The 14,480-nt window shown below is 60.1% G+C and carries 13 protein-coding genes; 9 read left to right on the top strand and 4 right to left on the bottom strand.

What is annotated here, in order from left to right; all coding sequences use genetic code 11:
• Positions 1-54 precede the first annotated feature (54 nt).
• From VGG64_25195 to VGG64_25220, 6 genes are all read left to right on the top strand, one after another.
• On the top strand, positions 55-1,260 hold the full coding sequence (locus tag VGG64_25195; protein ID HEY1602926.1) for a hypothetical protein: 1,206 nt from the start codon (positions 55-57) through the stop codon (positions 1,258-1,260).
• Positions 1,261-1,447: 187 nt separating this feature from the next.
• The gene (locus VGG64_25200) at positions 1,448-2,254 is read left to right on the top strand and encodes a hypothetical protein (protein ID HEY1602927.1); all 807 of its coding nucleotides are present in this window, start codon (positions 1,448-1,450) and stop codon (positions 2,252-2,254) included.
• A gap of 43 nt (positions 2,255-2,297) precedes the next feature.
• The gene (locus VGG64_25205) at positions 2,298-3,368 is read left to right on the top strand and encodes a squalene--hopene cyclase (GenBank protein HEY1602928.1); all 1,071 of its coding nucleotides are present in this window, start codon (positions 2,298-2,300) and stop codon (positions 3,366-3,368) included.
• A 2-nt stretch (positions 3,369-3,370) separates the two neighbouring features.
• Positions 3,371-6,223 (top strand): TlpA disulfide reductase family protein, encoded by a 2,853-nt coding sequence (locus VGG64_25210; protein ID HEY1602929.1) that lies wholly within the window; start codon positions 3,371-3,373, stop codon positions 6,221-6,223.
• Between the two features lie 131 nt (positions 6,224-6,354).
• A complete protein-coding gene (locus VGG64_25215) occupies positions 6,355-7,278 on the top strand; it encodes a hypothetical protein (GenBank protein HEY1602930.1) in 924 nt (307 codons plus the stop codon).
• A 151-nt stretch (positions 7,279-7,429) separates the two neighbouring features.
• A complete protein-coding gene (locus VGG64_25220) occupies positions 7,430-8,515 on the top strand; it encodes a hypothetical protein (protein HEY1602931.1) in 1,086 nt (361 codons plus the stop codon).
• 15 nt (positions 8,516-8,530) lie between these two features.
• Here VGG64_25220 and VGG64_25225 read toward each other — a convergent pair whose 3' ends face one another.
• Positions 8,531-9,682: a glycosyltransferase family 4 protein gene (locus VGG64_25225; GenBank protein HEY1602932.1), complete on the bottom strand. Its 1,152-nt coding sequence runs from the start codon at positions 9,680-9,682 to the stop codon at positions 8,531-8,533.
• Between the two features lie 315 nt (positions 9,683-9,997).
• On the opposite strand from VGG64_25225, the gene VGG64_25230 reads away from it, so the two are divergent.
• Positions 9,998-11,392, top strand: a complete 1,395-nt coding sequence (locus VGG64_25230; GenBank protein HEY1602933.1) for a DUF1501 domain-containing protein — start codon at positions 9,998-10,000, stop codon at positions 11,390-11,392.
• A 25-nt stretch (positions 11,393-11,417) separates the two neighbouring features.
• On the opposite strand, the gene VGG64_25235 is transcribed toward VGG64_25230, so the two are convergent.
• The 3 genes from VGG64_25235 to VGG64_25245 are packed head-to-tail and all read right to left on the bottom strand — an operon-like array spanning position 11,418 to position 12,888.
• On the bottom strand, positions 11,418-11,813 hold the full coding sequence (locus VGG64_25235; protein ID HEY1602934.1) for an inorganic phosphate transporter: 396 nt from the start codon (positions 11,811-11,813) through the stop codon (positions 11,418-11,420).
• Between the two features lie 14 nt (positions 11,814-11,827).
• The gene (locus VGG64_25240) at positions 11,828-12,211 is read right to left on the bottom strand and encodes a hypothetical protein (protein HEY1602935.1); all 384 of its coding nucleotides are present in this window, start codon (positions 12,209-12,211) and stop codon (positions 11,828-11,830) included.
• The gene (locus tag VGG64_25245; GenBank protein ID HEY1602936.1) at positions 12,202-12,888 is read right to left on the bottom strand and encodes an inorganic phosphate transporter; all 687 of its coding nucleotides are present in this window, start codon (positions 12,886-12,888) and stop codon (positions 12,202-12,204) included. Before VGG64_25245 ends, VGG64_25240 begins: the two co-directional genes overlap by 10 nt.
• Before the next feature lie 347 nt (positions 12,889-13,235).
• Between VGG64_25245 and upp the strand changes: the two genes are divergently transcribed.
• Together upp and VGG64_25255 are read left to right on the top strand one after the other, a co-directional pair.
• Positions 13,236-13,907, top strand: a complete 672-nt coding sequence (gene upp, locus VGG64_25250) for a uracil phosphoribosyltransferase (GenBank protein ID HEY1602937.1) — start codon at positions 13,236-13,238, stop codon at positions 13,905-13,907.
• A 396-nt stretch (positions 13,908-14,303) separates the two neighbouring features.
• Positions 14,304-14,480 (top strand): Na+ dependent nucleoside transporter N-terminal domain-containing protein (locus tag VGG64_25255; protein ID HEY1602938.1); only part of this gene is annotated, 177 nt, incomplete at its 3' end.

Here is a 14,480-nt window from a genome sequence, read left to right on the forward strand (position 1 = left end):
AGGGTTGGCAGCCGCTTCTGACGTACCGACGTTAATGATGTGCGAGTCTACACCATGAGTAGGCATTTCTACGGAATCGTTCTGGCTGCGATCGCATTTGCGCTTGGCGGGATGACGAATGCCACCAGGGCCGAGGAGCCGCCGACGGGGCAAATAGGATTGCAGTTGCTGGAATCGCAGGCGGAAACTGAGGCAAAGGACGGAGTAAGCGATAACGGTCCTGCGGGAGAACAGCCGAAGCCACGCGCGGCCGTCAGAAAAAGCACCATCACGCGCGCATTGATGGGAAGCCGGCCAGTTTCAGGCGAGACAAAGCAAGAATCGGTAAACGGTGCGCCGCAGAAGCCTGGGCAGGAGGTCAAGGCAGTCGTTGCCTACGGTACCGCGGTACTTCTGAGCGGAGGCGCCGCCGCACCAGCGGCCGAACCGAAGGAGGCTGACAAAATCAAAAAGAAGGGGAACGAAGCGAAGGTCGAGAGCAAAAAGCCTGGCACGGCACTGGGCGTGTTTCTGAACGCCGTTCCTGCCGCGGCACTACCGATCAAGCCGGCCGAGGCACAAGCCAATCAGGCGCTGATCCAGCAGTTTGTCATGCAGTTCCAACCGCTGGCCAAAGTGGAATTGCTGTTTATTCGCCAAATCTGTCCCGAGCTTACCCTCGAGCAGCGCGCCAAAGTCAAGGCGGCTGTCGACGCCAGCGTCAAGGACGCCGCCGAACAACAGGCCCAATTGCAAATGCCGCAAGTGCGCGTCAACAGGGCGCGAGTCGCCAGGGCCGCGCCGCAGCCGGCCAAGATCATTCGCACCGCCGTGGCCACGGTCTTGAAGGAGTCGCTTACCCCTGAGCAATGGGCGCGCTATGACGAGGAAGCTCTAAAGCGCACTGCCCATCGTAAACACGCAGCCACGCTGTGCGCCATCTCGCGATTGGACGCAGTCTTGTGCCTGACCCCGGAGCAACGCGACAAGCTCACGAAATCAATCACCGACAGTTGGCAAGATGACTGGGAATCGTGGTTGATGCTGAGCATGTACGGCAATCAATACATGCCCCAGATTCCCGACACGTTGGTCGTGCCGCATCTCACAGTCGATCAGACGTCGGTATGGCGCGGCTTGCAGAAAGTCAACTTCGCTAACTGGAACGTGTTCAACGGCCAGCAAGCGAACGATGAGAACGACGATTGGTGGGAGGGCAAGGCTCCGCGGCCCGCCGCGCCCAATGGTTTGAAGCGGTTGCTCGATGCGTTCAAGCAATGATATGAATCTTAATGTTGTGACGTTCGCCAGCGCCAGCAGCGGACGCGGCACAGGCCGTTTAGACGACGACTGAGACGGGCCGCACTATCTGGAGCGCTAGTAGAGAAGATCGTTTTCAAAGTGAAGAAACGGAAATTCGACCTGTGGCCGTCGGCCCTGGGCCGCGCGTATGAACATTTATCGAAGAATGCCGATCGTTCTCGTATTGTGTGGGCTGCTGCTCGCGCCGGCCGAGCTTCGCGCGGCCCCTGACGATCGAGAACCCCCGCCCGAGCCGGAGGCCGCCCAGCAAGGCCAATTCGCGGACGAGAATTTCGATCAATGGGTTTTTCAAGGTTTCGGCAATGCCGAGGCCGGTCACAAGCGGATCACGACAGGCCTGACATTGCAGGTTGACGAGGTCGATCGCGTGTGTGGCCTAACCGACGATCAGAAGCAAAAGCTGAAATTGGCCGGCGGCGGCGACAGCCAGCGGTTCTTTGCCGAGGTCGAAGAGGTTCGCAAGAAATTCCTGGCCAACAAAAACGATCAAAACGCCTTTGGCAACATTTGGCAGGACATCCAGCCTTTGCAAACGAAACTGGCCGGGGGACTTTTCGGCGATCGCTCGCTGTTTGCCAAGACATTACGGCGGACGCTTTCGAACGAGCAAATTGCCAAATACGACGCGGTGCGCGAGGAGCGTCGACAGTTTCGTTACAGGGCCAGTATCGAGGCCGCCGTGGCATCACTAGAGAACTCGATCGCGCTGCGCGACGAGCAACGCGAGATTATCACGAAGCTGCTACTCGAGCGGTCGCAACCCCCCGATGCCTTCGGCCAGAATGAGTTCCAATTCGTTTTGTATCGACTCTCTCGCTTGTCTATGACCAGGGAAGAGTCTCGGCTGGACGAGCGACAATGGAAGGCCTTGCAGCAACAGTTGCAAGGTTACCGCAACATGAAGCAGTTTCTTGTGCAGCAGGGCATGCTGGCTAAAGAGGGAGACGAGTAACGGCCCCGGTAGGGAAATCCGCTTTTTCCCAGAGAAAACCATCATGAGCAATCCACAAAAACTCTGCCGAGGTTGGCAGGCCCTATTATCGGTCTTGGTCGGGGCGTGTATCGCCGGCTTTTCGCCGAGCAATGCGAGCGCGCAGCCACCCTCGATCAAGATCGGCGAGGTCGTGCCGCGCGACGTGCGCGAGATTTATGATCGTGGTTTGCAATACCTGGTCAGCACTCAGAATGAAACCGGCGATTGGAAAGGGGGCGGCGAGCAGGGCCCCGGCGTCACAGGCATGGCCTTGATGGTGCTGCTGGCCTCGGGCGAAGACCCCAACTTCGGCCCCTACAGCAACAACGTCCGCCGCGCGCTGCGGAACATCATCACCCAGCAAAACGCCTCGACCGGAATCCTCGGCTCGAGCATGTATCATCATGGATTTGCCATGCTGGCGCTGGCCGAGGCCTATGGGACAGTCGACGACCGCAGCTTGTGGTCGGGAGGGGAAAAAGGCCAACGCTCGATTGGCCTGGCGCTTGAGTTGGCCGTACGTGGCGCCGTCACTTCGCAGCAGAAAAACCAGTTTGGCGGCTGGCGATACTCGCCCGACAGTCGCGATGCGGACACTTCGGTCAGTGGCGCCGTGTTGGTGGGGCTTTTGGCATCGCGCAACGCAGGAATCGAAATCCCTGACGAAGTGATCGAGAAGGCGATCAAGTATTACACACAGATGACCTCCGACCAGGGACAAGTGGCCTATGCCGGAGGGTTTGGCGGTTTCGACGAATCATTGGCACGCGTCTCTATCGCCACTTTGGTCTACTCCGTCGCCCGGCGAAAGGATCTCTCGCAATTCAAAGCGACTCTGCAGTTTCTCTCTCAGCGGTTGGAGAATAACCCGCCGCAATACCCGGAATACACTCGCTATTACCAGGCGCAGGCGCTGTTCCAGGGCGACGTCGAGGCGTGGGAGAAGTGGAACAAGCTGCTGGTCAGGCAACTGAAAACCGCGCAGTCGACGGATGGCAGCATTAAAGGGCAGTTTGGCCCCACGATCGGTACGTCGCTATCGCTATTGGCATTGGCTCTGAATTATCGCTTCCTGCCCATATACGAGCGTTGATTATGATTCGTCGCGATTCACAGCCTTTGTCATGGGCCGGCATTGTTGGCAATGCGAGGTGGCGTGTCGTGGCCTGGCTGCTGGGGTGCGCGTCGATTGCCGCTCCTCTCGGTGCGGCCCACGCCGATGAGGCGGCTGACGGCGCTTCCACAAGTGCGGTATTGCGTCTGAAGGATCGCGACTTTGGCATGGGCCGCCTGATCGACTCGCCCGCCGGCGATGTATTGGTGTGGCAGTCTGCCGCTTTTGCATCGCCGTTACGGTTTCCAATCAATAAAGTACGATCCGTCCATTTCCCGGTGACGGATCGTACGCTTCAGCCGCAAGGGGAATACTGCTTTGAATTGGCAGGCGGAGATACCCTGTTCGGAACGCTCGTCGAGTTAAACGGACCGGAAGCCGTGATTGACTCGCCGGCGCTGGGAAAGTTGCACATCGATCGTAGCGTTCTCCGCCGCATCCATCGCTGGAATACGGGCGACTTGATCTACTCGGGGCCTAACGGATTGGAAGGGTGGAAGACCTCGGGGAGTGCCGGAGCGTGGCGGGAAGATGGCGGGCATCTGGTAGCGGACGAGATTGGCGCGGTGATTCGCCGCGACTTCAAGGTTCCGGCCATGGCGCGCTTCGAGGTCGAGCTGGCGTGGAACAAGAAAGCCGATTTCGACCTGGCGTTTGGCGTTGGCGAGGATCCCAAATCGGTGCTGCGGGCTTTTCGCTTCGACGTTTGGGACAACAAGATCGTTGCCTGGCGCGAGACCGAACGCGAAGCCGACGTGACGGCCCTCGCGAAGATCGAGCCCGGCCCGGGGCATATGCATTTGCAGGCGCTCGTGGATCAAGAGAACGGGCGCATGCTGGTGCTGTCGGCGGCCGGGGAAAAATTGGCCGATTTGAAAGTGTCTACGGCCAAACCGCAGGCATTCGGTGGTTTGCAATTGACTAACAAAAGTGGTGATGTGCGGCTGGAACGCCTGCGGATCGGCAACTGGAACGGCGAAATACCCCAGCCTGTCGCCGCCGATAAGGCCAGAATCCACGCGGCCGACGGCGCGATCATCTACGGCCAATTGGAATCGTACGATTCGGCAAATCATCAGTTTGTCATTCGTGGCGACGCCGGCGAGCAGCGCTTCGGCGAGGATCAGGTACAAGACGTATTCCTGTCGGAATCCAATCCTGTCGGCGATCGCGCACTGGCGGCACTCTACACCGCCGGCACGCGCATCAGCGGCGATTTGATGAGGGTCGAGCAGAGCAAAATCTGGATCAAGTCGCCAGGCATCCGCGAGCCGGTGGCGGCACCTGTCGAGGCTCTGCACGCCTTGGTCATGGCCAGCCGGACCACGGAACCGATCGCACTTTCGGGGCGCGAAGGACGCCTGGAGCTGACCGGAGTTCTGTTGTACGGTTGCCTGGTTGATAGCACCCAAAGGAAGAGAGCTTCAGGGCAAGGCGGTGAGGAGGCGGTTGTCGAGGGATCAGGCAACTGCTTGATCTGGCAACCACGTGAAGGGGGCGAGTCCAGTCCCCTGGCGCCGGATGTGACGGGGCGCATTGTTTACCGCGATCGTCCCGTCGCGCCAAAAGCGCCTCCTCGCAAAAGTGCGCGAGTCGTGGCAGGCGCGGCACCTCTTGTAGCGCGCGGTGGGCTGCGTTCCGCCGCCCCCGCCAGCGATGACGAGCCGAATCGATCGGGCCCTCAACCGAGCAAGACCGAGTCTGTCTTGCACTTGCGCTATGGCGACACGATTCCGTGTACCGTGACAAGTACTGACGAGAAGGGAATAACGCTGCAGACGTCGGTCACCGATACGACCTTTGTTTCTCACGATCAAATTCAAGCGCTAGAGTTGATGCCCGAAGCCGCCTCGACAACGATAGCCAAACAGAAGAAAGAACGTTTGCTGACGTTGCCCCGGATGCAGCGCGATAATCCTCCCACGCAACTGATTCGCTCTATCGACGGCGACTATTTGCGCGGACGGCTGGTCTCCATGGATGCCACACAGCTCCAGGTCGAAATCCGTTTGGATACCAAGGCCATTCCGCGCGACAGCGTGGTTCGTATCATCTGGTTGCACCCAGAAACCGGCGCGCCCGGGGGCCCGGCTGGCGAGGCCGCTGCCAGACACGCCGGCACGCGCGTGCAAGCGTTGCAGAACGACGGCAACCGGTTGACGTTTTATGCCGACCGCTTCGAGGGTTCGATCCTGTCGGGCACGAGCGACTTGCTGGGTAATTGTCGCGTCGATGTGGCGCGTATCGACGAGTTGCTGTTGGGCGCGGCCATCGAGCAGTCGGCGGCGACGCTCGCCTTTCATCAATGGAAGCTCACACCCGCTGCCGATCCATTGGCGAGTCCCGACGGTGAGGAAGGGGAGGGGGGGGCCGAGGGGCTTGAGTCGGCGCTCGTTGGGAAACCGGCCCCCGAATTTCAGTTAGACATGCTCGATGGAACGCGATTCAACCTGGCCGATCGTAAAAACACGGTCGTGGTGCTCGACTTCTGGGCGTCGTGGTGTGGTCCGTGCCTGCAAGTGATGCCCCAAGTCGACAAGGTCGCCGAAGAGTTCGCGGCCGAGGGAGTGCAACTGGTGGCGATCAACCTGGAAGAAACTCCCGATCGCGTCACCGCCGCCCTCGAGCGATTGCACCTGGATATGCCTGTGGCGCTGGATCGCAACGGACGCGTGGCGGAGAAATACGGCGCCACGTCCATCCCGCAGACCGTGGTGATTGGCCGCGATGGCAAAGTCGCGCGGCTGTTCGTCGGCGCAAGCGCCCGTTTCGACGAGCAACTGCGCACGGCCCTCCGCGCGGTGCTGGCGGGCGACACGGAAAAGAAAGAGTGATCTCCGCTTCACCCGATCCGCTTTACCGGCCAGTCGCGCTATTCTGTATGTTTCTCACGTTATTTGTCCGCCGATGCGCTGCGTTGCACACGCCGGTGGCACGGATTCTGAATTGTCGTGGGCCGGTCTCGATGAACTCGATCCCGATGGTTTGGCCACTTTTGTTCGCGCTTTTCGTCCCGCTGTGCCTGCCGACGTGTGCTTGGGCGCAGCGCAGGCCGCGCGGCGCGAACATCTTTACGATGAAGGCCGACGGATCGGACGTGCAGTTGTTCGTCCAGGTGCCTGATATGGTATGGCACGGTTCGCCTATTTGGTCGCATGACGGACGCCGCATCGCCTTCGATGCCTCGCCTGATCAGAACGGAGGTGCGAGCGCCCGCATCTACGTGGCGTCGGTTAAGGACCCCGCGGGGACCGTGGCCGATTTAGGGCCTGGAAATAGCCCCTCTTGGTCGCCCGAGGACGACAAGCTGGTTTTCTATTTGCGCCCTGGCAATCCTGACGAGTTGCAGCCTGGCGTGTGGACGATGGCCGCTAACGGGGCCGATCGTAAGCGGTTGTGCGAAGGACAAAAGCCGCGTTGGTCGCCCGATGGAACGCGGATCGCGTTCATCAGCGATCACAACGGGGTAGCGAGCCTGGATGTCATTACACCGCGTTGGCGGAAGCGCGTGCTGCAGGTGGATTACGAGGCCATCGCGGGTTGTGGTTGGTCGCCCGACGGGGAAAAACTGGCCTTCGTCGGCACGCGGAAGAATCTCGAACCGCGCGAATTGGGAATCGTCGGTACGAAAGGGGACGAAAACGCGGTCGTCATGCGTTACCAGGCAGACTTCGGATGGCTTCCTAGCTGGTCGCCCGACGGCAAGCAGTTGGTGGTTTCCATGCGCGGCGAAGAGACGTTCCAGAAACTGACACTGCTTCGTGTGGCCGGAAAGCAATCGCCGTCATTCATCGATGGCCAAGCCGGCACGTTCTTCAATCTGGACGCCACATGGTCTCCCGATGGCCAACGTCTAGCGTTTAATAGCAATCGCGCAATTCCGGAATAGCCGGCCTCTGCTCGATGTCGCTGGCTAGCAGTGCTGCGCCCGTAAACCCGTCCTTTGGGGCCAGTGATCTTGACACGGGTACCGTGCAGCCGCTATTTGCTAGCGACACAATGGGGCTGTTGTGCCACGCCGGCGCCGGAGCAGGGATCGCATGTCCAAAATTCGTAGGCTTATCGAGAACTTTCGTCGGTCGCGCGATCCGCTGCGCGGCTTGGATGCGCAGCAGTGGCTGAATCAAGTAAGGACCGTGGCTCCGGCGGCGGTCGCGGTTGTCGAGCCCGAGTGGCGGGGCGTTTTTAGCTCGACGGTTAACCTGTTTCCGGCCTGCTTGCCGGTGCTCGATGGCTTGACCAAGCGCACAGCGGCGCGGATCGCTGATCTGATTCAAGAAACCGGCGTGTCGCGCGTGGTGTTTGCCGAGATGCCGAAGACCTACAAATACCTGCTCGACGCGCTCGAGCGCGGGCCGCGTAAAATCGACGTCTATGCAACCTGGTACAACAGCTTCATGATGTCGAGTCCGCGCAGCTGGAAGTCGCTCGTGGAGTTGAAGGAATTGGTTGCTGAGCGCCGGATCAAGAAGATCGGCTTTGCCAAGTCGGGCATGGCCGAGGTGTTTAATCGCCTGGGCGTGCCGGCATCGTTTGTTGTCCACGCGATTGCCAAAACGCCCTCTGGCGCGTCCGATCCGTTGCCGGGTGGCCCCCACTTGGGCGTGGCCGCTGTCAGTCTCGCTCGCTGGCGCAAGTTGCCGTTCGCCATGTTGGCAGCAGCGACGGAGGTCCCGGGCGCCGTGGTACACGCGGCCGGCGCGAATGATCAAGTCGAGAATTTCGCCAAGGAATTGCGCATCGATGCGCGAGTGCGTCGCCAGCCGGTTCCACAAGATGAGATGCCGCGGCATCTAAGCCTGATGCACTTGAATCTGTACGTCACGCTGTCGGAATGCTGTCCGATGTTGCCGCTGGAAAGCTTATCCGAGGGTGTGCCCTGTTTATTCGGGCCGAATTCCCACCTTTTCGAAGACGCGGCCTATCTGCACAGTCGACTCGTAGTTCCGTATCCGGAACGTAACGAAGTGATTGCGGACTACATTCGGCAGGCACTTGCCGAGCGCGACGACATTATCGCCGCCTATCGTCGCTGGGCGCCGCGGAACTGGCAACGCAGCAAAGCGTCGGTGGCCACGTTTCTTGACGTCAGCGAGAGTTCGGCCGTACTGCCGGCCGCCGCGTAAATCGCGCATAGAACGTCAGGCAGCCCGGCGGAACGTAGCCGGCGCCGCGGCGACCTGGTTGTATAACTGTACATGCCGGCTGGCGATTGAACGCCAGCTGAAATCTTGGGCCAGTTCGCGCGCACGATCGCCAAATTGCCGTGTTTTGGCAGGATTGGCCAATAAGGCCATGATCGCGTTAGCCAGTGCCGTGGGAGCTTCGGGCGGCACGAGCAAGCCAGTCCTTCCAGGCTCGATCAGGTCCATCATTCCTGGCAGCGTGGTAGCAATGACTCCGCGGCCGGCAGCGTAGCTTTCCAACACGACCAGTCCAAAGGCCTCCCAAGTGCGCGAAGGCGTCACCGTGAACAATGCGTTCTGTAGCAGCCACACCTTGGCAGCGCCTCGCGCCGAGCCGAGAAAGGACACGTGCTTGGCGAGACCCAGTCGCGCGCATTGGGCTTCGAGCGAGGCGCGTTGATCGCCATCGCCGGCGATCACGAGTCGGCTGCGCTGCTGTACTGGAATGTGAGACATGGCATCCAACAACACGTCGACCCCTTTGCGCGGATGCAATCGTCCGATGAAGAGGAAGTATTCGCCCGATTGCACCTGCGGATCGAGCCCAGCTGGACGCGACTCGTCGTGGGCAAAGGGTTCGAGGTCTACACCGTTTGGTATCGAGACGATGTTCCGTGCGCTGGGGCACAATCGCAAGTATCCGTCGTGGGTGAACTTGCTGATCGCGATCAGGGCGTCTGCGGCCGCGATGCTGCGCCCGTAGCGAACTGGAAAGCCTGGCTTCGACAGACGCCGTCCTTCGACGTGTACGTCGCCCCCGTGACTTGTAATCACGGTGGGAATGCCCAGTTGCCCTTCGCAGAGCATGGCCAGATAGCCGCAGGGATAGATCGAATGGCAGTGCAGCAAGTCGAAATGGCGCTGGCGGTGGGCTCGCTGCAACCAGTGTTTGTACCATTCCATGAAATGTCGGGTGGAGACAAACCGTGGGTGCCGCACGACGGGATAAGGCAGTTGCTGATCTTCGGCGGGAATCCGTCGGGGCGCCGGCGCCAAAACGACCGGCTCGTGCCCTAATTCCAGAAACTCTCTCGCCAGGGCATCGACCACCATCTCTTGGCCGCCTAATACGGGCAGAGCTGTCTCGGTATACAGGCAGATTCGCATGGCCTGACCTCCAGAGAATCAATCGATGCGTTGGAATGTGGAAAGGGGCGAAATGAGCGGGTCGGGAATCCTGGCGGCGACACTCGCCCGCGTCCCTTACGACAGGTCTTCACCGGTGTATCGTTTAAACTCTGCCGGTCACTTGAACCCTAACGGCAATTTTGATTAGGCAGATTGCGCAAAGCTTGAGTTGCCAGCGGACTTAGGGTGACAGCCTGTGTCGTGCTATCGCAGCCCGAGGCGTCGGTTTGAGCATGGGCCGCCGGTATGCCATGATGGGGGACGGTTTGGCGAGGTATTTCAGAGCGGTATTTCGTGGCTAGGAGCAGTATGGAGCGTCGCGAGTTCCTCAGAGCTGGTCTGACCGGAATCGGCAGCCTTTCGTTGCCCGGTTTGCTTCGCCTGCGCGCCCAGGCGGCCAGTAGCAATCCGCGTACTGCGCTCATCCTAGTCTGGTTGCGTGGCGGCGCCAGCCATTTAGAGACTTACGACCCCAAGCCCGAGGCCGCGAGCGACTTCCGGGGTCCGTTTGCTTCCATCGAGTCGGTGGCGCCGGGATTGCGCCTCGGCGAGTTGCTGCCGCGCCACGCGGCAATTGCCGACCGATTCTCGATCCTGCGCTCGATGTCGCACACCGGTGGGGGCCATCCGGCCGGCTCGTTGCAGTTGTTGACCGGGGATCCTTCGCCGGCAGATAAGGCGAAGCCCGAGTTTCCGGACTTAATGACGGTGGCGAACTATTTGCGGTTCGACCCGCAGCGGACGATTCCGAATTACGTCGGCGTGAATGGCATTTCGTCCTACGACGGCTTTGTCATCGCCGGATCGGCCTACTTGGGGGCAAAGTATGAGCCCTTTCGCGTGACCGGCGATCCCAGCGCCCCGGAATTTCAGGTGCCGAACATTGGCCTCAGCACTTCCCAAGGCGCGGCCCAACTTCGCGAGCGCGTGGGTTTGCGTGAGTCGTTTGATCGGATGCGCCGCAATATCGACAGCTCGGGCGGCATGCAGGCCATCGATTCGTTCGAGGCACAAGCCATCAGTTTGCTCACCAGCAGCGAAGCCCAGCGCGCTTTCGATATTCATCGCGAGGATCCGCGCACGCGCGACCGTTATGGCCGCAACGCCTGGGGACAGCAATGTCTCATGGCCCGCCGCCTGGTCGAGGCGGGTGTCGAGTTGATCACCACCACGTTCGACGGTCCCTTGTGCGGGCGGGTGGCGAACTGGGACGACCATGCCGTGAATCACCATGTGTTCGATGCGCTTGCCTATCGTGCGCCCGCATTCGACCAGGCTGTAACGGCGCTCATTGAGGATATCTACGCGCGTGGTTTAGATAAGAAGGTGTTAGTCGTCGTGACCGGCGAGTTCGGCCGCACGCCTCGCATTTCACATGTCGCCAGCAGTGGCGGCGGCGTGGCCAGCGGCGGGCTAGGCACAGTCCAGCCGGGCCGCGATCACTGGCCGGCCGCCAATAGCATGCTTTTTGCCGGAGGTGGGATTCGCACGGGCCAGATCATTGGCGCGACCGACCGTCGGGGCGAAGAAGTCGTCGATCGGCGCATGGGTGTCGGAGATTTTCTGGCCACCATCTATCGCCATCTTGGGATCGACGCCGAAAAGGTCGCCATTCCCAATTTCTCGGGCCGCCCGATCCCGATTCTGAACGACGGATCCCCGATACGCGAACTGCAATCCGTGGCGTGACGCCGGCAACTCGCAATCGCGCGGCTTACAGCGCCTCTTCGGCAAGTTGCAGCGGCGGTTGCTCGGGACTGGTCGTAAATACCGCCGAGGTCTTGGGCGGCGTCGTCGGCCCTGCGCCGGGCACCAGCACGCCAGCCGCGGCGAAAAGTCCGGCCGACAAAAAGATCGCCGCCGGCAATGTCAGCACCCAGGCCAAACCGATCTTGCGGACGGTATCTCCCTGGATTCCTGTGCTATTGGCCAGCATTGTGCCTGCGACGCCCGAGGAAAGCACATGGGTGGTGCTGACGGGCATGTGAAAGCGATCGGCGATTCCAATTGTGGCCGCAGCGACAATTTCAGCCGCCGCCCCTTGGGCGTAAGTCATGTGTGACTTGCCGATCTTTTCGGCCACGGTAACGACGATTCGCTTGTAACCCACCGTCGTACCAATTCCTAAGGCGAGCGCCACGCTGATAATGAGTAGGGGACGAATTCAATGGCCCGCGTGAACTCTCGCTGATGGGCAGCCAACGCGGCGTGTGTTTCGGGAGTGAGCTTGGAGTCGCCCAGTGTCCTGCGAAAGCGGAATATCGATTGGCGGACGGTCCAACGCTCGTCGGGCGACACGTCAGCCAGCGATTCTTTGCCTGCCAATGCGCTGGCAATCACCTGCATATCGGGGCGGACTTTGGCGGCCACCTCGGGAGATTCTTGCTCGATGATCTGGTCGATCTCGACGGCGGCCGTGCGCAGATCTGTCGCCAGGCCATCGCGATGCACGTTCAGCGAATAGTACGTCGGCAGAAAGCCGATCAGCGCCAACAGAATCAGCCCCATTCCTTTTTGGCCGTCGTTCGATCCGTGCGCCAGGCTGACGCCCCCGCAAGTGGCCAGCAGACCGCGCGAATCCAATGGGGAGGATTGTCCCCCTCCCCGGGTGGGCGATACAGACTGGGGTTCTTGAAGACGCGCTTCATTAACAGCAGCAAACAGGCTGCCGAGGTTAGCCCGATGATGGGTGAAATCAACAGCGAAAGGCCGACCTCTGTGGCCTTATGCCAATTCACGCCGGACATATCGCCGCGCGTTATCAAGCTGTTGGCCAGGCCCACACCCAGGATAGATCCGATCAACGTGTGCGAGCTGGAAACCGGCAGCCCGTACCACCAGGTGCCAAGATTCCAAACCACGCCAGCTAATAGCAGTGAGATCACCATTACGATCGATCGCAACGAGGAGCTCTCGATCAGCAGGTCAACGGGCAGCAGGTTGACGATGGCGAAGGCCACGGCTGTGCCGCCGAGCAGCACACCTAGAAAATTGCAGAAACCCGAATAGAGTACGGCCGGAGTCGGTCGCAGCGTGCCGGTGTAAATAACCGTGGTGACCGCGTTTGCCGTATCGTGAAAGCCGTTGATAAACTCGAATCCAAAGGCAATCAACAGCGCAACACCAAAGAAGATTTGATGTTGCAGAGAAAGGTCGCTGACCGCTTGCCAAAGTGATGTGCTCACGCGGCAATCTCCTCGGGAATCGGGCGCCAGTCCCTTTGGGGATTAGCGGGCAGGGTCATATGACGGGCCGCCTGACGCTGCCGTAAGCAACGCCCAGCTTACCATCGGATAGGAACCAGGGAAGAGCATCCCGTGGGCATCTTTAGGCTGGCCAATGCGAATTGTTAGGTCTTTGTTTGCGACCCACGGTAAAACGTGCACAGTCGCTCATTTCCCTCATATGAACGGCGAGTTGCTGTCCCGCTCACTTCCCTTTTGATACCATGCGCAGGAATTGCATTTACGCGTCGACTCGTCTATTACGGGTTCGACCGTTGAGGGTGCAGACAACGACGAAGGGTGTGTTTATGACGGCGCGCGTGCAACCGGTCGATTCCGCGCCGGTGCAGGGCATTGCGATCGAAGTAGGCCATCCCTTGGTCCGACACTGTGTTACGCAATTGCGGAATATCGAAACTCCGCCGGCGGAATTCCGCAAACTCATCCACCGCTTGGCCGTCTTGCTGGCCTATGAAGCGACCAAGGATCTCACCGAGCGCGCCGTCGAAGTCCGCACCCCGCTGTGCGCGACGCAGGGGCATGCGCTGGATCAACGCATCGGCCTTGTGCCCATACTGCGCGCCGGACTCGGCATGGTCGACCCAGTACTTGACCTGATTCCGCAGGCCGAAGTCTGGCACTTAGGCATCTACCGTGATGAAACCACTCTGCAACCGGTGGAATACTACAGTCGACTCCCGGCGCGACAGCCGGTGGATGTGGCACTGATTCTGGACCCCATGTTAGCCACCGGCGGATCGGCGCTTGCGGCGCTGGCGACGCTCACCGACTGGGGCGTCCCAACAATCAAGCTGCTGTCGATGATCGCCTCGGAAGAAGGAATTCGCGAGGTAGAGGCCAAATACCCGGACACGCAGCTCTATGTCGCTGCGGTCGATCCCGAATTGAACGACCACAAGTATATCGTGCCAGGTTTGGGCGACGCCGGCGACCGAACGTTCAATACGCCGCCGCGCTAGTCGACGGGCGATCCTCTCTGATTTTTCGCGGATCGTTCAAACACGAAAATCGGACGAAAGCGATCCGTGGTCTTGGCTTTCTACCCCCACTACTCACTCTGCAGGGGTGTTGCCCGACTATTGTCCGACAGGGTTCTCTTGGTAGCTCGTCGGATCGATCGCGGCTCTCCCGGGCGGACATGGTTTACGGCCGCATCTGTCAAGGATTGATGCGCAAAAAACGGGACAGAATTCATGCAGGAACTGGATCGCGTTGCCCTCGACGATGCGAGAGTTTCTTAAGGCGCGCGTTTGTGCTACCGTGGGCCGGTCCGCCATCGGCTCGCGGTAGCCAGCATGAGCGCTTATGCGGTCACTTGTTCCTTAAACTCGCCTGAAACTGAGCCGCATGTCGCTATGGAACGACTCGTCAGCCTTTTCGGCCTGTTTGCGATGATCGGCTTGGCTTGGTTGATGAGCGAGCACAAGCGGCGCATCAACATCCGTGTGGTCGTGGGCGGACTATTGTTGCAATTTTGCTTTGCACTCTTGGTTCTCAAGACCGACCCTGGCCGATCGCTGTTCATCTTTATC

The sequence above is a fragment of the Pirellulales bacterium genome (genome assembly GCA_036490175.1).
GTDB lineage: Bacteria > Planctomycetota > Planctomycetia > Pirellulales > JACPPG01 > JACPPG01.